General features: G+C 40.2%; 21 protein-coding genes. 11 read left to right on the top strand and 10 right to left on the bottom strand.

The window, feature by feature from the left end; all coding sequences use genetic code 11:
- From ACT3ID_RS11315 to ACT3ID_RS11290, 6 genes are all read right to left on the bottom strand, one after another.
- Complete coding sequence (locus ACT3ID_RS11315; RefSeq protein WP_491542143.1) at nucleotides 1-873, bottom strand: type IV pilus inner membrane component PilO; 873 nt, start codon at nucleotides 871-873, stop codon at nucleotides 1-3.
- A 17-nt stretch (nucleotides 874-890) separates the two neighbouring features.
- Nucleotides 891-2,597: a PilN domain-containing protein gene (locus ACT3ID_RS11310; protein ID WP_491542142.1), complete on the bottom strand. Its 1,707-nt coding sequence runs from the start codon at nucleotides 2,595-2,597 to the stop codon at nucleotides 891-893.
- Between the two features lie 18 nt (nucleotides 2,598-2,615).
- Nucleotides 2,616-3,875, bottom strand: coding sequence for a type IV pilus twitching motility protein PilT (locus tag ACT3ID_RS11305; RefSeq protein WP_491542141.1), 1,260 nt, complete (start codon nucleotides 3,873-3,875; stop codon nucleotides 2,616-2,618).
- 214 nt (nucleotides 3,876-4,089) lie between these two features.
- Nucleotides 4,090-4,593, bottom strand: coding sequence for a cyclic nucleotide-binding domain-containing protein (locus tag ACT3ID_RS11300; RefSeq protein WP_491542140.1), 504 nt, complete (start codon nucleotides 4,591-4,593; stop codon nucleotides 4,090-4,092).
- Nucleotides 4,594-4,667: 74 nt separating this feature from the next.
- Nucleotides 4,668-6,440, bottom strand: coding sequence for a GspE/PulE family protein (locus ACT3ID_RS11295; protein ID WP_491542139.1), 1,773 nt, complete (start codon nucleotides 6,438-6,440; stop codon nucleotides 4,668-4,670).
- Between the two features lie 261 nt (nucleotides 6,441-6,701).
- A complete protein-coding gene (locus ACT3ID_RS11290; protein WP_491542138.1) occupies nucleotides 6,702-8,042 on the bottom strand; it encodes a type II secretion system F family protein in 1,341 nt (446 codons plus the stop codon).
- Nucleotides 8,043-8,908: 866 nt separating this feature from the next.
- Here ACT3ID_RS11290 and ACT3ID_RS11285 point away from each other — a divergent pair.
- From ACT3ID_RS11285 to ACT3ID_RS11270, 4 genes are all read left to right on the top strand, one after another.
- A complete protein-coding gene (locus ACT3ID_RS11285; RefSeq protein ID WP_491542137.1) occupies nucleotides 8,909-9,793 on the top strand; it encodes a UbiA prenyltransferase family protein in 885 nt (294 codons plus the stop codon).
- 24 nt (nucleotides 9,794-9,817) lie between these two features.
- Nucleotides 9,818-11,578, top strand: coding sequence for a hypothetical protein (locus ACT3ID_RS11280; RefSeq protein ID WP_491542136.1), 1,761 nt, complete (start codon nucleotides 9,818-9,820; stop codon nucleotides 11,576-11,578).
- Between the two features lie 81 nt (nucleotides 11,579-11,659).
- Nucleotides 11,660-12,958 (top strand): FAD-binding oxidoreductase, encoded by a 1,299-nt coding sequence (locus ACT3ID_RS11275; RefSeq protein ID WP_491542135.1) that lies wholly within the window; start codon nucleotides 11,660-11,662, stop codon nucleotides 12,956-12,958.
- Nucleotides 12,955-13,692 (top strand): SDR family oxidoreductase, encoded by a 738-nt coding sequence (locus tag ACT3ID_RS11270; RefSeq protein WP_491542134.1) that lies wholly within the window; start codon nucleotides 12,955-12,957, stop codon nucleotides 13,690-13,692. Before ACT3ID_RS11275 ends, ACT3ID_RS11270 begins: the two co-directional genes overlap by 4 nt.
- 93 nt (nucleotides 13,693-13,785) lie before the next feature.
- On the opposite strand, the gene ACT3ID_RS11265 is transcribed toward ACT3ID_RS11270, so the two are convergent.
- Both ACT3ID_RS11265 and ACT3ID_RS11260 read right to left on the bottom strand, forming a co-directional pair.
- Nucleotides 13,786-14,895, bottom strand: coding sequence for a hypothetical protein (locus ACT3ID_RS11265; RefSeq protein ID WP_491542133.1), 1,110 nt, complete (start codon nucleotides 14,893-14,895; stop codon nucleotides 13,786-13,788).
- A 378-nt stretch (nucleotides 14,896-15,273) separates the two neighbouring features.
- Nucleotides 15,274-15,690 carry a hypothetical protein gene (locus tag ACT3ID_RS11260; protein WP_491542132.1) on the bottom strand — a complete coding sequence of 139 codons (417 nt, stop codon included), beginning with the start codon at nucleotides 15,688-15,690 and terminating at the stop codon, nucleotides 15,274-15,276.
- Between the two features lie 479 nt (nucleotides 15,691-16,169).
- Here ACT3ID_RS11260 and ACT3ID_RS11255 point away from each other — a divergent pair, with 479 nt between their 5' ends.
- The 7 genes from ACT3ID_RS11255 to ACT3ID_RS11225 all read left to right on the top strand — a co-directional run bounded on the left by ACT3ID_RS11255 (nucleotide 16,170) and on the right by ACT3ID_RS11225 (nucleotide 21,338).
- Nucleotides 16,170-17,612 (top strand): carboxypeptidase regulatory-like domain-containing protein, encoded by a 1,443-nt coding sequence (locus ACT3ID_RS11255; protein ID WP_491542131.1) that lies wholly within the window; start codon nucleotides 16,170-16,172, stop codon nucleotides 17,610-17,612.
- 190 nt (nucleotides 17,613-17,802) lie between these two features.
- Nucleotides 17,803-19,095: a metal-dependent hydrolase family protein gene (locus ACT3ID_RS11250; RefSeq protein WP_491542130.1), complete on the top strand. Its 1,293-nt coding sequence runs from the start codon at nucleotides 17,803-17,805 to the stop codon at nucleotides 19,093-19,095.
- Nucleotides 19,096-19,098: 3 nt separating this feature from the next.
- Nucleotides 19,099-19,725 (top strand): carbonate dehydratase, encoded by a 627-nt coding sequence (can, locus tag ACT3ID_RS11245; RefSeq protein WP_491542129.1) that lies wholly within the window; start codon nucleotides 19,099-19,101, stop codon nucleotides 19,723-19,725.
- Nucleotides 19,726-19,850: 125 nt separating this feature from the next.
- Nucleotides 19,851-20,450 carry a hypothetical protein gene (locus ACT3ID_RS11240; protein ID WP_491542128.1) on the top strand — a complete coding sequence of 200 codons (600 nt, stop codon included), beginning with the start codon at nucleotides 19,851-19,853 and terminating at the stop codon, nucleotides 20,448-20,450.
- A 71-nt stretch (nucleotides 20,451-20,521) separates the two neighbouring features.
- Complete coding sequence (locus ACT3ID_RS11235) at nucleotides 20,522-20,668, top strand: oxidoreductase-like domain-containing protein (RefSeq protein ID WP_491542127.1); 147 nt, start codon at nucleotides 20,522-20,524, stop codon at nucleotides 20,666-20,668.
- A gap of 15 nt (nucleotides 20,669-20,683) precedes the next feature.
- Nucleotides 20,684-20,908 (top strand): translation initiation factor, encoded by a 225-nt coding sequence (locus ACT3ID_RS11230; protein ID WP_491542126.1) that lies wholly within the window; start codon nucleotides 20,684-20,686, stop codon nucleotides 20,906-20,908.
- Nucleotides 20,909-21,161: 253 nt separating this feature from the next.
- Nucleotides 21,162-21,338 carry a hypothetical protein gene (locus ACT3ID_RS11225; RefSeq protein WP_491542125.1) on the top strand — a complete coding sequence of 59 codons (177 nt, stop codon included), beginning with the start codon at nucleotides 21,162-21,164 and terminating at the stop codon, nucleotides 21,336-21,338.
- A 617-nt stretch (nucleotides 21,339-21,955) separates the two neighbouring features.
- Here the strand turns inward: ACT3ID_RS11225 and ACT3ID_RS11220 are convergent.
- Both ACT3ID_RS11220 and ACT3ID_RS11215 read right to left on the bottom strand, forming a co-directional pair.
- A complete protein-coding gene (locus ACT3ID_RS11220; protein ID WP_491542124.1) occupies nucleotides 21,956-22,582 on the bottom strand; it encodes a class I SAM-dependent methyltransferase in 627 nt (208 codons plus the stop codon).
- Between the two features lie 142 nt (nucleotides 22,583-22,724).
- Nucleotides 22,725-23,249, bottom strand: a complete 525-nt coding sequence (locus ACT3ID_RS11215) for a DUF3347 domain-containing protein (RefSeq protein ID WP_491542123.1) — start codon at nucleotides 23,247-23,249, stop codon at nucleotides 22,725-22,727.
- Nucleotides 23,250-23,425: the final 176 nt, after the last annotated feature.

Here is a 23,425-nt window from a genome sequence, read left to right as displayed (position 1 = left end):
TCAGTTACTGCTTTGATTTTCATCATTATTAACCTGTAAGGTAATCTGTTCAATAATACCGCCTTTATTTAGCTCAAATGAAGCGGCTCCCTGATTTACATCAATAGATGACAACTTACCTAGATACACTTCATCTCCCGGTGATAATTTTTGCATCACTCCATTTTGATCGATTAAAAATATTCTTCCAGAGCTGACAGCAAGCAGGGAACTTTTTTCTACATTTACAAGATTTTCTTCATTTTCTGCTACGGATCGAATCAGCGGATAAAAGGGATTATAAACAGATCCTACAAGATTATTAGAAATGGCTAATTCAGGCTCTCCCAATAGCTTAACTCGATCATAATAACTTTCCAGAGTAAACCTGTACGTAACTTTTCCATATGAATCAATATCATTTATAGGATTGATGGTAATCCCATTAATTTTATTCAGCGGTTTGTTAAGCTCTATTTGACGAATAAAATTAATAAAATTACGATAGTAGCCCTCTCCGGTAATCTCCATCCTCATTAGACCATACTGGTCGTATTGAACCGAATCAATAAAACTAAAAGTAAAATCAGTAAAGGCAGAACCAGAACTTATATCATCAAGCAAATTGTATACAATATCTTCGTTACTGCTGGGATAAAGAGCTTTGTTATAATTGTTAAAAAAACGGGTAGCTTCTTCGTACTGCTTTTTGAGCGCCGGATACTGATCGGCCTTCTGTTGTTTTTGATTGAGCTCTTGTCGAGTATTTTCAACCTCCTGTGTTAACTCCTCAATTTGTGGTTCCTGATAAAAATAAATGTAGCCCCATCCTGCCCCAACAAAGAACGTCAGGACAATAAGTAAAATCAGTGTATTTCGTACTCCGTAGGACATTTCGTTCAATACTTAAATTATTTTTCTATCAGTTTCTTTACCTCTTCAGGAGTTGGCGGTGAGTAAATAGAATCCGCCGCTGTAAAATCTTTCACCACGATAGAAAAATTGAATACCCTCTGTTCCCTGATTTCCTGATTATTGACGCTTTGCAACGTTGCATCTTCAAAAAGATCAACAATACGGGGTATGCGATTTCTATACAGTGAATAACCCTGCAATAATAATCCTTCACTTGAGGGCGAAAAGGTAGTAATCCAGCTATTACCCACACTACTGATACCTTCATTAACAATATTCAATTTTTGAGACCATTCTCTGCTGCCTTGTGAAAGTGTATCCAGCATCGTTAGCTTATCCTGAAGAAGAGATAAATCCTGATTCAGTTCATCAACATTCGCAGCAATAGGTGTTACATTCTCTAACTGTCTATTCATATTATTGATTTCACTGGTCAGTGACTCGATCTGCTGTACATTTTGATTATAGAAATAATTAAAAGTGATAGGTGTCAGGAATATTAAAAACAGGATAAGCATACCGTGCCACTCCAGCTGAAATATCTTTTGCCGGTCAACAACATATTTAGGCAGAAATGAGAGTTGAGGAAAAACATCATCATGTGTTCCAGCTGCTGCTAAAGCCGTACCAATAGCAGTTGTAAATGCAGGTACACTGGAGGGGTCGATAGTATGAGTATCGAGGAAGTCCTCGCGTAATGAGATATTTTCCACTGTAATATCCGGGAAATTCTCTTTGAAGAAATTTACAGCAGAATCCCCCTCTGTATTGTTTGCCAGTAAAATTCGATCAAGACTGGGTACTTCACCTGTGTCGAGCTGAAACAGGATTTTACTAAAGATTGTATTTTTAAATGACTTCTGACTCGTACCCTCATTAATAATGGGAGAAACCAACCAAATCTCTTCCCCTTTCATAAAAACAATCCTGCAGTTTTCCTTACCAAACTGTATGATTCCTGTCATCTCATCAGGCTCAAGCTCATAATTGGCTCTTACCAAGCCAACAAGACCAATTTCATCGGGTACTACATCCTGAATAGTTAATTTACCTGAATAGAGTTCTCTTGCCCGATTTAAAACCTGGAGAGTAACCGATTCGTCATCTACCGAACCGAGTAACAGTGAGCCGTTATTGCGAATCTCGTAGGAATAATTATCGGATGCAGGCGGTGTTCCATAGATTGAGTTGAGCTTATCTTCAATATCCTGTTCCAGGTTTTTCTGCTTTACTTCATTAAAATCGGTTTCCCGAATTACCTGAAAAATGGTATGTCCGGCTGGTATATTAAGACCCAAATAGGCTTTATCGGAATCCACATCCGTCAAAATATTATAAAAAAGAAGCTCATTTGATTGAGCAGTTTCAGACTCTTCAACCATGTCCAGCCCAAACTCATCATCTTCTGTACCTCCCTCCTCTTCAAGCGCAGAGAGATCCAGGTCTTCATCCTCAGAATCTTGTTTTTCTTCATCTTCTTCAAGGCCGAATATAGAATCCGCATCTTCCTCTTCAAAAACCGCCTCATCTTCTGTATCCCCCTCTATCTGATGCTTTTGAGGACGACCTGCTTTTATTTCTTCCACCAGAGAATAACGGTCCAGCTTAACTACCTGAGGAACTCCCCCATTAACGCGCAGTCGTGCAACCCGGACAATATCATCCTGCAGAGCAAGCCCTATATATTCTTTTGTTCCAAACATCCGTTGACTGGTGAGTTATTAAAGTTGATTTTCTGAAATAAGCTGCTTCAAACGCTTTTTATTATTTGCATTATTAATGGCTTCTTCCTTTGATATCTTACCCTCGTCATAAAGGCGCTTTAGATCCTGTTCCATTGTATTCATCCCCTTCTCACTGCCCTCCATCAACATCTGGTAAATTTCATTAACATTATCGTTTCGGATAGCAGCTTTTACTGAACTTGTAACAATAAGGACCTCTTTTGCCAATACGCGCTTACCGTCCAGGCTGGGGATTAATTTCTGACTGATTACACACGTCAACACATCAGCCAATCGGGTTCGCACTCGATTCTGTTCATCAGGCGGTACTTCACCCAGAATACGTTCGATGCTTTCCATTGCCGAGCTGGTATGAAGTGTACCAAATGTTTTATGACCTGAATCCGTAATTTCCAGAGCTGTCATTATTGTTTCGGGATCACGAAGCTCACCAATCACAATTATATCGGGGTCCTGTCGTAACGCCTGTATAGCCCCTTCCTTAAAGTTTCTTACATCACGACCTACCTCACGATGTCTCACAACCGATTTCTTGGGTTGATGAACAAGCTCCACCGGTGATGCAATGATGACGATATGAGAATCGACTGTTCGATTATTGGCATCTATCACAGTATCAAGTGTAGAAGACTTACCTGAACCGGTGATACCTGTTATAAGTGTTAAACCATATTTATAGTATTTGAGGCTGAGAGCTTTTGCAACCTCGGGATGCAGATTAAGCCCTTTAAAAGGTCGGATTTCATTGTCAATCTTACGCATATTCAGCGCCAGATACTCAAGGTCGAAATACATATCGGCCCGAAAACGCTTGCCACCAACGATACCGTCAGTACCCGACATAGAGTAGGAGAAGTCCAGATTCCGGTTTTCAAATAGATGCTCGCGCTGACTGGGCATGATAAGGTTGTGCAGCAGGAAATCTGTTTCAGTAAGAGTAAATTCTGGAGCACTTGTATCCGGAGACTTGTCCCCGTGTATCCGATACCAAATCTTGCTATCACATCCCGGGCCACCCATATCAATATCCGAAGCTTCATTAGCATACATTTTGTTGAGGAATACCTCTACCGTATCTCTTAACATAGAACGAACATCCTCGGATTGCTCCTCAATAATAGCACCAATTTGACGGTGACGCTCCAATCCCCTGGCACTTTCCCTGACTTTTTCTGCCATTGAAGCAATGATATTCTTTGCTTCTTCAATTTTATCTTGCTGTACCCCTACTGTCATCTGTAGATCACTTACCTTAATTTATCCTATTGCATGTATAAAGAGCAATAAATACTCTAATTGTTACGAAAAAATTAGAAATTACTGATTTATACCCGTCAATATCCTCTAAAGTGTATATTCCCACCCATAAAACATTAATTTTTTTTAATACTTCCAAATAATTCTTTTCCCAGGTCATTGTTTGCGTAAAAAACTCTAAAGTCAGCCAAATTTACCATTTACTATCATCCAACAAGCGTTTTTTTAGCTGCAGAAGCTGTACATTCATATTGCTTATTTTTTGCTGCTGAATTTCGATAATATTTCGAGTAAAGATATTAAACAGCTTTTCTGGTTTTTTTCGGAAGAAGTTGAGGGCTTCATATCGTTCAAACTTCAAAAGCTGAGCATCACCTTCAGCAATAACTTTAGCCATCCGGTTATTTTTGCTAAAAAGAAAAGTCTCCCCCAAAAAATTACCCTTTTCAAGAGTAGCCAGCTGAATATTATCTTTCCATATGGAAACTTTTCCTTCAGCAATTAAATATGCAGAGTTTACATATTCCGCTTCATTGACAATAATGTCATCCTGGACAAAACGCTCTTCTTTACCAAGATTTAGAAACTCCATTATATCCTCATAATGAAAATTACGTAAGAGCAAAGGCGGTTCTTTTAAAAATTGTCGAATATATTCAGGCGTTGCTTCCTTTTCTGCTTGATTTTGACTTGTCATAACATTACTCCAGATTTAACTTGTGCTAACCCCATCCAATTATCCTATAATTAATGTGAGCATCCTAAAAGCATTTAGTCCTCGATAGTAATCGCTGCGATTTCTTCGATGGTTGTCATACCATTTTTGATACGTTCGCGTCCCGAGCCTCGCAGACTTAACATGCCCTGGCTCATAGCATATTCTTTGATTGAAACTTCATCAATTTCATCGCCAGATTCCAAAATCATTTTCCGAATTTCTTTATCAAAATACAGAGCTTCCATAATTGCAGTTCGACCGCTATACCCGTCACCACACTTATCACAGCCGACAGCCTTATAAAAGGTTGTTTCTTCATACTCTTTCTCGGTAAATCCTATTCCTTTTGCTGTTTCAATGTGAGGTTCATACTCTTCTTTACACTTTTTACAGAGGGTTCGAACCAGTCGCTGAGCCATAATCAAGTTTACGGCATTGGCAATAAGAAACGTCTCTACTCCCATCTTATATAATCGGGAGATAGCACTGGGCGCATCATTTGTATGCAGTGTTGAAAATGTGAGGTGCCCCGTGTTGGCCAACTTAATAGCAATTTCAGCTGTCTTAAGATCACGAATCTCACCTACAAGCACAATATCCGGGTCGTGACGTAAAATACCTCTCATCGCCATGTCAAAGGTCATGTGATCACTGATCTTCAGCTGCCTTGCACCATCGATCAAGTATTCTACAGGCTCCTCCACCGTTAATACGTTTACCGAAGGATCTATCACATAATACAGTGCAGCAACAAGGGTTGTTGACTTACCACTACCCGTCGGACCGGTAACAATGACAATGCCCGAAGGCTTTTCAATAGCTTTTACAAAATCTTCTTTAGCTTTCTTCTGAAGCCCCAGTACATTGAGATCCGTTATAACCTCCCGGTCATCTAGAATACGGATCACAATAGATTCAAATTTACGATCGAACTGTTCTCCTACCATCGGCATGATAGAAACCCGGTACCGAATATTATGACCGTCAACCTGACGCTGAATAAATCCATCCTGAGAAGCGTCACGTTCAAAACGATCCACATTACGTGTTTTATCTTTTACAACTGCTGAAATAGCCTCAGGTTTAACGTTATTCTGCTGATGCCATAAATCTAACTTACCGTCAACCCGAAAACGAATATCGGTTGAAGCCGGTCCGCTGGGGACAATATGAATGTCACTCACTCCTTTTCGAACTCCCTCAACCAAAAAGCCCTCAACCAAGGAGTTGAGCATACTTTGATTAATCTCGGCATCGATCTCTTCTTCATCAATTTCTTCGGAATCTTCCTGCAGATCGGGCTCTTCATACTCTATCTCTTCCAGCAGATCCAGAAACTCATTTTTTTGCTCGTATACCTGTGTTAAAATCTGCTCGACAAGCTCATAGCGACAGTAAACAATCTCATGCTGCTTGAAGTTGAGCTTAGATATAATATTGGTCAATCGGGGATCAGATGGATCAGCAGCAGCTATAGTAAGAGACTGTCGATCTTTGCTAAGCGGTACTGCTTTTTGATGAACCAGCTCATCAACAACTTCGGTTGGTAAATTATCGATGTGAGATTTTATTTCCTCGATGACCTCTCCATTCACAGAATTATGACCTTCAAATACCTCCTCAAACGCATATATCGAGGCAATCTCGCGCATTACATTGTGGCGGTCAATACCCAGATCCTGGTAGAGAATCTGCCCCAGACGACGATTAGATGACTCTGGTTCTTCACGAAGAATCTCCAGTGCCTCCTGAAGCTGTTCCTGCGTAATGATATCTCTGTTGACCAGAATATCACCAATATGTCTGCGAGTATTTACCTTGCCCATACTGAAAACGATAAATCCTTTTTAACAGGGTTGATCCCTAATGATGACATAATATAACTGTTAATTATAGAAATGTAAGTTACAATAGTATTTAAACATCAAAGTTTATGTTTTTTGATGTAATAAAATATTACATCTCTCCTAAAACCTTGTACGGTAGACTGAGAAACTTCAAATCCAGCAACAACAGCTTTAAATGTTTTCTAGCTTATCAGCTCCTCTGTCTACCAGCTGCCGGATAGCATGACGATCGTTGTGTACCTACATAGATTGATTTGGATTAACCAAGGCTGATTCCGCAGATACGATCGTTATAGCAATAAGAGCAAACATAATGAAGAGGTTAACCGCCAGATTAATCATATCCACAACCGTATCCATTTTATAGGTCGTCTGCGTCTCATAATACTGAGCCAGCTGTTTGGCATTCGACTTTAGAGCCCCTGATTCGGCTCCCAATTTAAATCTACTGAGGGCTGTATCAGGAAATACCCCCGTAGCCTCAAAAGCTTCAATAAGCCCGGCGCCCTCTTTCAGCATCTTCTTGATAGCCACCTCTTTCACCTGCTTTTCAATATATTTATTTCGACAGGCTTCAGCAGCCACTTTGATCACCTCGATGTTTTGTCCCGAACCACTGTACAAGGTATAGAAAACACGAGAAAATATTTCTATACTCGTTTTATGCAAGAGATCCCCCATTACCGGTAGTTTAATAATGTTCCTGTCTTTCCATAGCTGTCCCTTGGGGGTCTGTGTAAGCCAATACCAGGCAGAAGCAATGGGTATCGTAAACGAAAGTGTAAGCATAATCCAGTTAGACTGAAGCCAATAACTCATCTCCAGCGTAGCGGCCGTCATTGGCGGTAATTTAATCCCCATATCCACAAAAGCCTCGGCCGTGGCGGGGAAAATATATCCCACATAAAACAAGATAACGCCAATTGTTGCCAACACCGTGATTGCCGGCATAAGCAACGAGCGCCTCAAATTACTTTTGAATTCTGCATCGCGTTCCAGAAATTTGGCCGTACTTTCAAACACCTGCGCCATATTACCGCTGGTTGAGGCCACACTCAGCATAAACGCCGCAAACTCACCGAAAATATCTTCATGTTTGCCGTAAACCTCATCCCCCTCTTTACCATCCTTTAAATCCTTTTGAATAGTACTTATGGTCTCTTTCATACGCTTGTTTTGCGTATCTTCGTGCAGCAGATTCAATATTTCATCAAAGCTGAGCTGTTGCTTTAAGAGATCTGCACACAAACGGATAAATGTCACTACCTCACTTTGTGGTACTCCTCCTTTAAAATCAAACCATTTTTTATTTATGCGGATGACTTTATAACCCAGCTTAACCAGCGCTTTTTCAACCTCTTCCTTTGAATAAGCCTCCTGCTCTCCCGTTACCGGGTCCTTGCCTCCCTTTTGAACCTTGTATTGGTAGGTCTCCTTCTTATCTATAGACTGGACCTTGAATCCATTCTTTCTAGACAGCTTCTCGACGCGATTTTTTGCCTCGCGTTTACTGTCTGCCTCAAACTCTGTTTTAATTTTTTTGCCTTGGGGAGAAATTGCTTTAAGTCTGAACTCTGCCATAATCCCTGTTTACCTGTAATAGATTTTATACTTCATCTGTAACATTAAAGGATGATAATAAAATAGGTTTGTTACAAATAAAAATTTAACATCGATCAAATAAAAGCTGTTCAAGCAACTCATAAAGACTGTAAAGGGTTTCACCAAGCCCCCTCCCCTATAGACACTGTCAGTTTGTCCCCGCCTTGCAAGGACCGGTCTAAGACAGCTGTGAAAATACGCGTTGGATAGCTAGGGCCTATTAGCTTGTACCTGCCATAATAGATTTCTCCACTTCATCCGGCGGTCGGCGGACTTCGAAATGACCTTGTATGGTGGTGTTAGTTCGGCCTTGAATTCTGAGTTAAGGCCAAGGGGTTCTGGATGTAATGTTTTGTACCGGTGACTATTTCAGGAAAACAAGCTTGCAAGTAAACGAACCCATCTAAATCAGCACATGCAGGCTGAAGCGTTTTCACAATTCTCAGCCTTGTCCCCCCCTTTTGGATCAAAAAAAGAGGAACTACTGAAATAGGTAAAATTCATTTACCACGTTACCTTATACCCATCGCCCGCAAATCCACGGAACAGACACTTCCTCCAGAAAAAATTATTTATTGCCCAACTTTTAAGTTTTTTATCCCCTCCCCCTATATAGGTCATCTTCAGGATAAAGTGCCGGGAGCTGTCTTAAGGCAGCTTTTCTGAATCTGCCATAATTCTAGTTACTCTGTAATAAATTTATTTTTTTCCTGTATCATTTAATGATTAGAATGAAAAAGGATTACTTTCATACAGCTACTCAAAGTAAAAACAGCTTTTTTATCCTATTAGGATTGGCTTTTAAAAAAAGCAGATATATCAAAGTCTTACCCAATTACTAGAAAATGAATAAACAGTTACCAAGAAACTTAATAAAGCTTATCAGGCCTTACCAATACACAAAAAATTTATTCGTTTTTCTGCCGGCATTTTTTGCATTTAAGCTTAACACCATAACTGCTTGGATGAACGGTTTTAAAGCATTTTTTGCCTTCTCCATGATTGTAAGCAGTGTTTACATTCTGAATGACTGGATGGACCGCGAAGAAGATCGGAAACATCCGGATAAAAAAGATCGGCCGCTTGCTGATGAGAGTGTTAATCCTTCTATAGCGTTTGTTTTTATGACTGTACTATTTGTCGGTGGTAGTTTCTTAGGACTGAGTATTTCTCCTCATGTGTTTTTGCTGCTACTGTTCTATGTAGTCATCAACTTAGCCTATTCGATAAAGCTAAAACATATCGCGCTGCTTGATATTACTATAATCTCCATCGGATTTTTAATTAGGCTATTGGTCGGTGCCAGTGCAACCAATACGGAATTATCCCACTGGATTATTGTATTGACATTTTTACTAGCTTTATTCCTGGCGTTGGCCAAGCGGCGGAATGAGGTGATTCTATATCTTGATACGGAAAAAAGAACCAGACAAGCTATTGATGGTTATAATATTACTTTTCTGACCATGGCCATGGGAATAGTTGCCTCAATAGTTATAGTCACTTATATACTATGGTCTATATCGCCCGAGGTTACTGCCAGGCTTCAAAGCAATGACCTTTATTTAAGTGCTGTATTTGTATTATTAGGTTTGCTAAGGTACATGCAAATAACAGTTGTAGAAGAAAAAAGCGGGAATCCTTCTAAAGTATTGCTTACAGATACGTTTATTCAATTAATATTACTGGGATGGGGCGGTGTTTGTACATGGATGCTGTATATCAGTTAATTGCTAAGGTCTAATGAATAATTTATGAACAGGTTTCTAAGCCGAAAGGCAGTAGTTGTTTCCTTACTAACTACCACCTTATCAATTTTAGCCTTTTCATTATTTTCATCTTCTGGCAGGGATGATGTATACATTACCTATTGGGCCTCCTATTCTCTTTCTCACTGGGGGGAAGTAATTAATTATAATGGAATGCCGGTAGAACAAAGCTCAAGCTTACTGCATACCGTTCTCCTTGCTCTTCTAAACTTCTTCACTGGGATCAAGTTACATCTCATCGGCCCGTTATTTTCATTGATTTGTGCATTTTTAACCCTTTTACAGACATACAATTTGGGTAATAAATGGAATCATGAGGTCGGCATTATATCGGCTATCATCCTGTCAACCTCAACCTTCTTTGTCTACTGGAGTATTTCAGGACTTGAAAGCACGCTAATGGCATTTCTGTCTGTTAGTTTGGTGTATTATTTGGCCGTTTATTTTACGAAACGAAGAACATGGCGTAGGAATGTCTTTATATTTTGCCTCATACTATCGTTTATCCTGAACAGACCGGAAAATATATTTGTGATATTCAGCATTTTAGTCGGTTTTGCCGGTCTTTTTATAATTTTACATCTGAGGGGTAATCATAATCTATACCAACAGACCAATACTTTTCTCTTTCTGAGTAATATATCCTTTACTGCAATACTGATAATGATTTTATTCAGGTACTACTATTTTGGAGACCTTTTCCCTCAGCCTGCAACAGCCAAACTATCAGGAATAACTCTATCTTCCATAGAAAACGGCTATGAATACCTGAAAAAAAATTTTTCTTTTGGGATGGGAGAGCTCAAGTTTATCATAAGCCTGAGCAGTATATGTTATATATCAAAAAAAATATTTACTGCTAAAAGACTGAAGGTGAATTTTTATTTTTTTGTTACCTTATTCAGCTTCCTGTTTATTACGGCCTATATTTCATTCATTCTGCTTTCGGGCGGAGACTGGATGGAAGGCGGTAGATTTATCGCTCCCATACTCCCCTTTACAAGCTTGTTAATAGCATATACAGTTTCGGAATTACCATTGATAAAATGGACTAAAGTTGCGGCTGTAATGTTGCTGGTCGTGTTACAGTTGGGGATTATGTTACAATTTGCAGCAGAACAATCTACCGGGGTTCCAATTAATCGAGGAATTCATTTTTATAGGAATTATGACAGGCAACTAACAACTAAAAATTATTCTTGGTTTGAATTGACGAATCGGGTTCATCTTCGCGATATACCAATGATAGACCAGTTGGAAAAAATAATTGGCGATCTCAAAGCTGAAAGTGATGAGCCAATTCAAATATTAACAAAGCAAATGGGAATGATTCCTTATTTTCTTTCCCTGGAGTATTATGGTGACATCGAATTTACGGATTTAAGGGGGCTGACGGATAGAAAATTTTCCAGATGTGTTGATAAATTTTATTTACAAAAGTCAACTGCAGGAATACAAGTTGATTTGATACACTATCTTAATAATCATGAATTGTATAAAGAGCTCTGTGGTATTCAACAGCCCCACATAATCTTTACCCTTGGAAGCCATATGACGCAAGAATTAGCAAATATTGAGGGATATCAGATTATATACCGGCAAGAAGGGTTAATTGAATCAGGCTCCCGAATCTTTAATGGGAAACTTATTTATGGCGATATGGCAATCGCCATACAAAGAGATCTGATGAAAAGGTCAGGTTCTTTTCACACGTTGAATAGAAAGTTTCACCATATAATGCCTTAAAAAACCCTTATTACTAACTATGGGTCTCTGAAAATGGATTTCTAAGTTATTGTAAAGTTATTATAAAGCAACGTAGAGTATATGAAGCTATCCGGATGGGGACGTTATCCTGTTATTGATTCTATTCGACTTAGGTTTAATAAGTCAAAAGATCTCTATGATCATCTGCGAAACTCCTCTCCGATAATCCCCTACGGAAACGGTCGTAGTTATGGCGACAGTGCGTTGGCTAAACACCACCTGCCAATGAGAAGCCTGGATCGTTTTCTGAACTTTGACCCTGATCATGGTATACTTACGTGCGAATCGGGTGTGCTATTGTCAGATATAATTGAGACTTTTCTTCCTCGCGGTTGGTTTCCCAAAATCACGCCGGGAACAAAAAAAGTTACTGTGGGTGGTGCCATTGCTGCGGATGTACACGGAAAAAATCATCACAAAGAAGGATGTTTCAGCGAATGCGTCAGAAATTTTAAGTTGTTGCTGCCCAGTGGTGATACGTACCGCTGTTCGCGGGAAAAGAACTCGGCCCTATTTCATGCTACCTGCGGTGGTATAGGATTAACCGGCATCATTTTAGAGGCAACCATCCAGCTCAAGCCGGTACAATCCCGGTGGCTCGATCAGATCACAATCAAGACCTCAAATCTCAAGGAAACTTTTGAGGCCTTTGAAGAATACAGTGCGGCCCCCTATTCGGTAGCGTGGATCGACGCCTTTGCAAAAGGAAATAAATTGGGACGCTCAATCCTGATGGCAGGATCCTTTAAAAGCGATGGCGACCTCTCTTATGAGCCTTCGACAACCCTAAACATACCTTTTGATTTCCCATCTTTTATATTGAACAACAAAACGGTTAAGGCCTTTAATATGCTCTATTATACAAAAACAAAAGCAGGGATTTCACGTCAAACGGTGGGCATAGACTCTTTCTTTTTTCCACTAGACGGATTATGCAACTGGAACAGGATCTATGGAAGCAGTGGCTTTACCCAGTATCAATTTATACTTCCCAAAGCAACTAGTTTTGAAGGATTGAAGAGCATACTCGATAAAGTTGGCAACAGCAAATTCGGAAGTTTTCTGTCGGTCCTGAAACTGCATGGCAAAGAAAATAACAATTATCTCTCTTTCCCCATGGAAGGCTATAGCTTGGCCTTGGATTTCAAAATGCAGCCGGGATTGATCAATTTTCTCGATAAATTGAATGAAATAGTAATCAACTATGGCGGCCGAATATACTTAGTTAAAGATGCAACGATGGATCAACAGATATTTGAAGCCGGATATCCCAATGTCAGCAAGTTCCGGAGACTCAGGAAGAAATTTAATATTGACGATACTATAAATTCTCTGCAATCAGTACGGTTGGGCTTATGAACAGATCAACAGTATTAATTTTAGGAGCCAACAGTGATATCGCCACCGCTACGGCAAAACATTTTGCCAAGCAAGGGTTCAACCTACAGCTGGCATCCAGAGATATCGTGGAATTACAGAAAGCAGCTGCTGATATATCTATCCGACATGAGGTTAACGTTACAGCTTTACAATTCGATGCCACTGACTATGACTCACATAAAGATTTTTACAATAGCCTAAGCCATAAACCTGATGGGATCATTCTGGCGTTCGGAACAATGGCCGACCAGGATGAAGCCCAATCAAGTTTTAAGCTTTCAAAAAATATGATTGAGACTAATTATCTCGGTGCGGTGAGTATACTTGAGATCGTAAGTGCAGATTTCGAAAACAGGAAACGGGGATTCATTGTAGGCATTAGCTCTGTGGCGGGCGACAGAGGCCGGCAAAGTAATTATATCTATGGAAGCACTAAGGCCGCGTTTTCAACATATCTGCAAGGGCTTTCTCATCGGTTATATGAAACAGAAGTTTCGGTCCTGACGGTTAAACCGGGATATGTGGATACTAAAATGACCGCTCATCTTGACCCTCCCTCCTTTCTAACAGCGCAACCGGAAGATGTAGCTGAAGCCATTTATAAAGGAATTAAAAATAGTAGCGAAAAAATCTACGTGAAGGGCATATGGCGATTTATCATGCTCATTATTATACATATTCCGACCTTTATTTTTAAGAAATTCAAACTCTAGGTTCCAAGTTCTCGAAGCATCAAATACAATGTATTTCTGTAAAATTAACGAGCCGAATCCATATAGACCCGGTTATCCTTATTTAGGATCTAATCAAAAAAAGTCAAAAAGTGGAAAAGATTGTATTATGCCTATCGGCCCCAGGATCAGTCCAATAATTAAAAGCAAAAAACTTACACCCATGTGTTGATTGGTTAATACAACCCTATCCTGTTCCTTGTCTTTCCCGTAAAACGTAGTAAATCCAAAATATAAAAAACCGTTAACGAGCATCAATGAATACCATCTGGAATAATCAATTGCTAAAAAGAAAATGACTATGGATGATGCAAGTATCACGAAATACCCCCACCGGTCCATATTGTTATAGGTTGATATCATTACAAGTAGAATAAAAATGAGCAGAGTATAAATTCCACCATAGATTAGAGAGATATATTCCCCGGAACTAAATCCCGATATATATTCGGTGGTATATCTGATATTTTCTTCTAAGCTTCTTTTCCATATTGTTCCGATATCCCAGAATTCAAACCTTTCTACGGGAACAGTATGGGCAATTTGTTCAACATTTTTGGTCTCGATTTGACCAAAAATGTATAGCACACAGAGTATTATTCCTATCCCTAACACCAGATTGCCAACCTCACGAAAACCAAAGTCAGAGTAAAAAAACATCAAATAAAATAAGAGCGGAAAAAACATGATAATATATATTTCATGGATCAACAGGGCTACTATCGTAATAACGATCACTTTAAATGGTTCCCCTCGTCGGATGAAATAAAGAGAAAGAATACTGCTAATAATCAGCAGCTGATCGAATCTACCCAGATCATAACCGAAGTTGGCAAAGGTAGCGGGGTTAAAAATCAGCAGACCGGCAAATACCATATAGCTCCATTTTTCAAAATAATCTCTCATCTTATAAATCGAATATGAACCCAGGCTACATGTTGTTACTCCTATTGCAAATCCTAAAAAATGAACAATATCAATGCTCGGATAGGAACCGGTTGACCTGATGAGCGTAGCTAACAGCCCCCGCTTTAGAAAGCCAAAATCGTAATAACTCATATAATAGTGGGCAACCTTGCCCGGTTCCATGTAAGGAAAAAGAGCAAAATCCCAGAATATAAACCGGAGATTGGCAACAGCAAATAGAGTTATACTGGACAGTAATACAACACTTGCCCATAGCATATTCTCCCTTTTAAAATCAGTATCTACAAATCGCATATTTTATAACTTAGGTAAAGAAATACACCGGTCCCAACCAAATTCAGTAGGTCTGTTCGGCACCAAAATAAGACTGTTTCCATTTAAATGTTTACTCATCTTAATACTGCAAACATGTTATGAATGAATGCCCCTGCAGCTGCCGAAATAGCTGTAATCATAAAATAAAAACTCCATCAAAGGTTGCGGTACAAATTAGCTTTACTTTACCCTATTAAAGAACATTTTAAGATATTTCGGATCTGGTATTGGATATATATAGGGTCAAATTAAATTGAACAAAAAAAGGCTCTCTTATGAATAAGAGAGCCTCTCAAAATTTAAAATAGTATAGTTTAGATATTATGAAGGAGGAGTATAGGATCCCATAGCAGTACTATCAGCAAATATTTCAACATCAATTGATCCACCAGCAGTTGCCGGTGTGGCAGTAATCGTAAAGCTGGAAGCTCCGTCAGCAGGAACAGATCCCATATTATAAGAACCGTTTTGGTTTTGTGCTTCTGTATCACTAGTAATCTCACCAGCAAATGACATGTCGCGCATAGTGATGCCGCCAAAATCCTGACCGCCACCGCCAAGTGCCTCCGGTTTCATATAATATTGCTGTGCTGCAGCCGACAAAGAAAGTAAATCCTGTCGTACCGCATCTACGTTAGCCGTATCCGATGCACTAGAAAACGTGTTAATAGCTACTACTGTAGCGATACCTACGATAATTGTTACAAGTATTACGAGTAAAAGTTGTTGTTGTCCCATGGTTGTTACCTATTTATTATGGTTTATTAAGTTAAACATTTAAAAAGCTTCGATTTTACCCCGAAGAACTTTTCATTTCTTTTTCACCCATCAAGAGTTATTTGAAAGAAGAATGTTACAAATTTTTTAATATTTCTCACTGTATCATGTAATAAATACATCAGTAATCAGTGAGAAATTCTAACTACAAATATTATAGGTACCAAGAGAAAAAGCAAGTTAAATATTAAAATTTTCTAATATTACCCTCTGTCTCTCCTGGGGCTGATTTCACAGTCCAATTTAGCTCCCCTGCTTATTCATCCGGGATTAAATTCGAACCCGGACGGGAATTTGTTAATTTGTTTTGACAATGAGAAAACTGAACCTTACAATAAATATTAAGTTTTTCTAATATCAGTAACTACGTTGGTGTAAAAGACTCTTTGACAAACAAAACCGGGATAAATCATTTACAAATATTCGGATCTAAAAAAACAATGAAAAATCATCTCTGTTATCTCTTCCCCATTATAATTGCATCTATACTACTTTACTCCTGCAGCGCTGCCGATGAAACCAGCATTATAGCAGGCCAAGTGGTTGAATCGGGCTCCGGAAGTGCCATAGAAAACGCAGTTGTGGAAATCACCCAGCCAGCTGAACTGCAACAAACAGCCACAACCGACTCTGTCGGCAACTTTTCGTTTGATGTGGATCCGGGTAATGAAACTGCAAATGTAGCAATTGAAGTATCGAAACAAGGTTATGAAACCGCACAAACCAGTTTTAAAGTTGCCCCTGAAACAAATGTAGATGATCTGGTTATTGAGCTTTCCTCTTCCAGTGACAATGATGATGACGGGGATGAAGGGGAAGACAGCGTAGGTGGTGAACCAGAAGGACCTGCTGCTATCATCCTGGACGGGATCGCCAATCAGGCAATAAATATTAAAGAAACGGGCGATCAAGTTAGTACCGCATTCACGTTTGTTGTACAGGATTCCGCGGGACGTCCAATTAACAATGATGAAGCTGTTGATGTTGATTTCTCTATTCTTTCCGGGCCCGGTGGGGACGAAGAACTTATCCCCAAAACGGCCACGACAAATGCGCAGGGTAAGGTTACGAGCTCCCTGTTTAGCGGAAACATTGCCGGTCCGGTAAAGATACAAGCAAGTATCGATCGGCCTGACCTGGGCGTAACGATAAAGTCTTCTCCTGTACTTGTTGCTATTCATGGAGGATTTCCTGATCCCGATCACTTCAGCATATCACCCGACAAATATAATTTTGAGGGATATGATATCAATAATGTCAGAAATAGCATTAATGTGATCGTCGGTGATAAGTTTTCAAATCCCGTAAAACCAGGTACGGTCGTCTACTTCAACTCTACAGGAGGTATCATACAGGGATCCGGAGAAACCGATGAGGATGGTGTTGTACAAGTAGATCTGATATCCGGTGATCCCCGACCTGATGATGATATAAGTGGCAGTGGCGGACGTCCGGGGTACGCAACGGTGACCGCTACCACGGTAGATGAGAATGATAATACTGTTTCAAAAGATATCAACGTAGTCTTTTCTACACGGGGGGCTCAGATCAGTGCTACTCCCACTACGTTTGATTTAGACCCAAATGGCGGTGAAAAATTCTCATATACGGTTACCGATATGAATGGCAACCCTATGGCTGCCGGTACGAAAATTAAAGTAGAAGCTGGTGACGGAATCGAAGTTACAGGAGATGCAGACTTTACCCTTGGTAATCATCTATTTCCCGGACCAGGAGCAACAGAGTTCAATTTTTCTATCCGGGATACCGATGACGAATCAAACGATCCAGCAAGTTTAACTATTAAAATTTCAGTAACTACCCCCTCTGGAAATACCACCACCTATACTGAAATATCAGGTACCAGAAGAAAATCTCGATAACTATTACTGATTGTTCACTATAACCCTGCCAGAGACTCTAAAAACCTGGCAGGGTTCTTATTTTCTTATCTTTTTCTAAATACCTGCTACAATCATTATATTCGCATCAAATCAATGATTGGAATGCTTTGGGTATAACTCACTAAGAGTTAAGACCATTTGTTAGCTATAAAGCACAAATATCTTCACTATGCGAAATCTCACTTCAAGTATTGTCATTGTTCTGCTACTGGGAATAGGAAATTTTCTGCACGCACAAACAACCTATATCCACTGCGGTCAGCTCATTAATGGGGTCAGCGATGAGGTTCAAACAGAAGTCACAATTATTGTTGAGGAATCGACGATAAAAGCCATTGAAGACGGCTATGTTGAAGTACCGAAGAAAGCTGAACTCGTTGATCTGAAAGATCAAACGGTGCTTCCGGGACTCATTGATATGCATGTGCATATCGAAAGCCAAACGAGTCCGGATGATTATATAAAGCAATTCACGCTGAATGATGCCGATGTTGCATTCAATGCCGCAGGATATGCCGAGACAACGTTGATGGCAGGTTTTACAACAGTTCGTGATCTCGGCGGAAGAGGCATCAACATTTCGCTGCGTGATGCCATTAATACCGGCAAGATAGATGGGCCACGGATTTTTACGGCTGGAAAAGCGTTGGCAACGACCGGCGGACATGCGGATCCTACCAACGGCTGGAAGGATGATATTGAAGGCGATCCGGGTCCAAAAGAAGGCGTTGTAAACGGTACCGGCGATGCACGAAAAGGTGTTAGACAACGCTATAAAAACGGGGCCGACCTTATTAAAATTACTGCTACCGGAGGCGTTCTCAGTCTTGCCAAAAGCGGTCGGGCACCGCAGTTTAAAACAGACGAACTCGAAGCAATTATCTCAACTGCCGATGATATCGGTTATCACGTAGCCGCTCATGCCCACGGCACTGAAGGTATGGAACGAGCAATCAAAGCGGGCGTCAAAACAATAGAACATGGCACGTATATGGAATCTGAAACAATGGAACTGATGAAAGAGCACGGAACATATTATGTGCCGACAATAACTGCGGGAAAAGCAGTAGCAGATTCAGCTAAAATACCAGGCTATTTTCCCGAGGTAGTACGACCGAAAGCACTTAAAATTGGACCGGAAATACAAAATACATTTGAAGAAGCCTATAAGAGTGGTGTCAATATTGTATTCGGGACCGATGCCGGCGTTTTTGCTCATGGAGAGAATGCCAAAGAGTTCGGATATATGACCGAAGCCGGTATGCCAGCCATGGAGACTATCAAATCCGCAACAATAACAGCAGCAGAAGTTTTGGAAATAGATGACCGGCTCGGGTCGATTGAGCCAGATAAAACGGCCGATATTATTGCCGTGCCCGAAAATCCATTGAAGGATATTTCTGCACTTGAACGAGTGTCATTTGTCATGAAGGAAGGTAAAATCTATAAAGGAAATAATTAGATAATGAGTAATCCAACAGATCTATTAGACAACAATCAACAATGGGCTGATCGTCTTAAAAATGAAAACCCTGAACTAGTAGAGGAAATGGCAGAGGGACAAAGTCCCGATTACCTGTGGATCGGCTGCTCAGACAGCCGCATGCCGGCAACGCAGGTGGTTGATCTGGCTCCGGGAGATATGTTTGTCCACCGAAATATTGCCAATGTGGTATTACATTCGGATTTGAACTGTCAGTCGGTTTTACAATATGCGGTCGAACAGCTTAAAGTGAGACATGTTATCGTATGCGGTCACTACGGTTGTGGTGGTGTTACGGCGGCACTTGAAAATCAGCGGCTGGGACTGATCGATCACTGGCTTCGTCATATAAAGGATATGTACAAGGATCATGTCGAAGAAATAGGCGCTATTGAAGATCAACACGATAGGATCAACCGTCTTTGTGAAATCAATGTCCGGGCACAGGTAATGAATGTGTGCCATTCACCGTTCGTGCAAGAGGCCTGGCAACAAGATCAGGACTTATCTGTACATGGTTGGATTTACAGCCTCGAAAACGGCCGTATTGAAGATCTGGATATTACTATTAATTCGGCGGAAGAAACTTCCTCGATTTATCAAGTTTAATCTTCGTTGAATGAAGAAGCTTTTTTATATTGCGGGCGTTTAATAATTAAAGCAGTAGGTGGGTAATTTTTTCTCTTACCCCTATTACTTATTCAGAATAACTTAGGAAAATCAGAAAGAAACAGATGGAGATCAAAACAGCTGAAAACGAGTTTCAGGATATTTCTTATGGTGATTCGAAGTACGAAAAATTGCTGAATCACCTTGTCTCAACCATAGATGAAGACAGGCATCATTTAAGCTTATTTTTGGGGATCTATGAGCCCAATAAGAGAAAGGCACTCAAAGACTTAGAGAAAAAGCTGAACCGCAAGGCTCAAATTATCGACACTTCAGAACTGGCTTCGAGAGTTGAATCTGAAACGTATGAAAAGCTGGATCGTTTTTTTGAAGATATGCATGAATCTGACGATATCCTGTATTTCAAAAACGGCGATAAGCTTTCGGGTGTATATTCCAGCTATTCGCAATCACGTGTAAAGTATGCCACACCGCAAGAACGGTATTTCCTGAATAAGGTAAAATCGTTTAACGGTCTGGTAATTGTGGATATCGAACAATTTATAGACGCCGACAAAACCTTACGTCGCGCTGCAGGTTCAGTTATCTCATTTACACTGCCCGAATCGAAATGGAAACGTTTTATCTGGCATTTGAAAAATTACTCGGTGCACGGATTTGAGCTCAAAACCAAACGACCCGAAGCCTACGGAGAAAGTGTGTAAAGTTGCGGATGATTCTCATTGATAATGACCCAAAAGCGGAATCGCTGCAACTTTTTATATAAGAATCTATTATGCAAAAACCTGAAAAGCCTCTCCCTACCGACTGTTGCGGAACAGGATGTCCACGATGTGTCTATGATATCTACCTGGAGCAATTGCAGAAGTACAAGCAATGGCTTGAGAATCAGGAAAATAAGAATGAATTAGAAACGGAATAAAGTTTACACTTTATCATGGCAATTAAAGTAAAATTGGATACCAGCGGACGTCGCGGTAAGACTGTTACTATGGTTAGCAATATTCAACATAACCCGCAAGTCATTGAAAAGCTGGAAAAACAACTCAAGCAAAAGTGTGGCGCCGGTGGAACCAGCTACGCCAAAACAATTGAAATTCAGGGCGACCATGTTGACAAGGTGCGCGATTTTCTGAAGAAAGAAGGATATGATGTTCAATAAGTATTATATTTTATTGAGCTAAGAGCTTCAAAACTGTGTCATCCTGTAGGCCAGTCCCGTGGAACATACCGACGGGTTCCACAGGGCAAGACGACGGATCAGGATCTATAGATAAACCATGATTCAAAATCTTTAAACAAATTTTAGCAACAGATGCCGAAGAGAGTCTGAATCAAGCTCGGGACAGGATTCAATGTGACATGGTGCTTTTCTAAGCTCTCTCAATTGAAACTTAACAGATAGATTTACAGCTATGAGTTTTAATATTTCGAAGCAAGAGTACGAAGAAATTCTTGAAGAGATCAAAAGTGATGACAGTCCGGTTGGTATCGACGCCGGTAAGACGCATGTTCTCATCCTTCAAAAATTGATAAATATCGAAAATCGCCTTGAGGCGCTTGAGATGAAATTTTTTGAGGAGGAGGAATAGGAATATCAGCTTTATTCTACATAGCTCATATTTAAAATCCGATTACACGTTTCCCCTGGGCCTAAGAATTGTGTGCTGAAGCCAAAGGAAGCAGGTGTGGATTTTGTACCGGTGATATCTAAGAAAACAAGCTGTAAGGTTAACGGACCATCAAAATCCGCGCATCCTGCAGGCAGAAGCCGATTTCACAATTCTTCAGCTCGTCCTGTGGAATGCTACAAAGTAACCCTCCGATAAATCGGAGGATTCCACGGAGGACTTGATTTTTTAGTCCCTTTGTATCAAGACAAAAGGGACACCACAAACATTTTCAACCAAGCAGTACCACTCAATTACAAAAATAAATTATTCCAATAGTTACTACTTCGCAAAACCACCCGCAGAGCGGGTATAATCGACGTACCGCAGCGGAGCTACGGTACGAGACTAAAGGTAACTCCCGATCAGTATCCTTTTGCTTCAGCACATAATTTACAGTTTGATTAAATTTTTGAATCCAGCAACAAAAATTCCCTCCTTTCAATAAATAAGGAAATAAGTAGTATACCCTAGACCTCCCGGCTCCGTCCTTTCGATAGCAGCTGCAATCGGAATTACCAGAACAAAATTCACTCATCTTATTTCTTCACTGCCTTCCCTATGATATGAGGTCCAACCACCGGCAATGGGAGTTTAAAATGTTCCATTTCTATATGCTGAAATCCAGCACATTCTATGGCTTTCCACGACTCACGGTCGGGATGGCATCCGTCGGCCATACACTTCCACAGCGGTTTGATAAATTTCTGAATCGAATGCAGCCAACTTTTATCGTCGGCAGCAACATGCTCCAGAAAAAGGAATTGCCCGCCTGGCTTAAGGACCCTCTTTATCTCTGAAAGGCTATTGTTTAGGTTGTCTACCGAACATAAAACCAATGTACTGACAACAGCATCAAAACTTTTATCATCCAAGCAAATATTTTCAGCTGTACCTGTGATAATAGTTATCTGCTTTTTCATTTCACGGGCTTTTTCTTGCAGATATTTCTGTGCATAGGGATTTGGTTCTAAACCTGTAACCGATACCTCATCGGGATAATATTCAAGATTAGCTCCAGTTCCCGGACCAATTTCCAATACCTTTCCAGAAAGTCCCGAAAAAAGTTTTCTTTTTCTTTCATCAACACGCTCATTATAACGGTCGCTGCCTTTATGCAGCAGCCATGCATGTAATCGGGAGAGGAAGCCGGTATGGTTAGACATGACTATATCTTAAAGTTAATAATAAATCGGGTTCAGAAACTGCTTTGGTTCAGTTTTAGCAATCATCAACTTCTTAAAAACTCCATTATTTAGAAGGCTGATAAATAATAACATCACCTACCAGTTATAAATACTCAATCATTTAATGATGTGATTCAATTATTTCTTCTGTTTTTCCACATCCCGGCATTTTCTTACCCATATAGGGATTGATAATCGCTTCTTGGTCACTTATCCATCGAGCCCCCTCACCATTATCTGCCATCGGACAAAATTGCAGATATAATGATTTTTCATCATAGCCCTGATTTTCAAGCGCTTTTATTAGATTGGATGAAATATCTTTGAAGGAAGATCTCAACTCATTAATATCTTCGGCCTGTACTGCATTGGTAACAGCTTCGACCATAGAACCGTGATGGTTGGCATGCATTTGTGCGTGTTCCTGGTGATTATTCATTTCGTTATTCTCAACAACCTCGTCACTCAAATCAGATACCGCTAGCTGAGCAGCCTTAAAATCATCTTCAGCCAGTGCCCCTTTGGCTTCCAAATAATGCTCCAGCAGAGTAGATAGATGTTCGTTATGTTGATGTTCCTGTGCGTGGACAGTAAGACCTGACGATATTATTAGTGCAGAGAGTACAATTGTCTTTAATTTATACATATCAGTAGATTAGATAAATTTAAGTTAGTATTACTGACCCACCCCTGCCCTCGTGGAATCATCCCAGTTAGGGATGGCCACTTTGTGGCATTCCACAGGGCCTGTCCCCTCCCCCGGAGGAAACTCCTTAATTACAGGAATAAGTAAAAGTCCCTCCCGAAAGCTTTCGGGAAGAA

It is taken from the genome of Fodinibius sp. GM108 (assembly GCF_058386985.1).
This window is presented reverse-complemented; position numbering and strand designations above follow the sequence as displayed.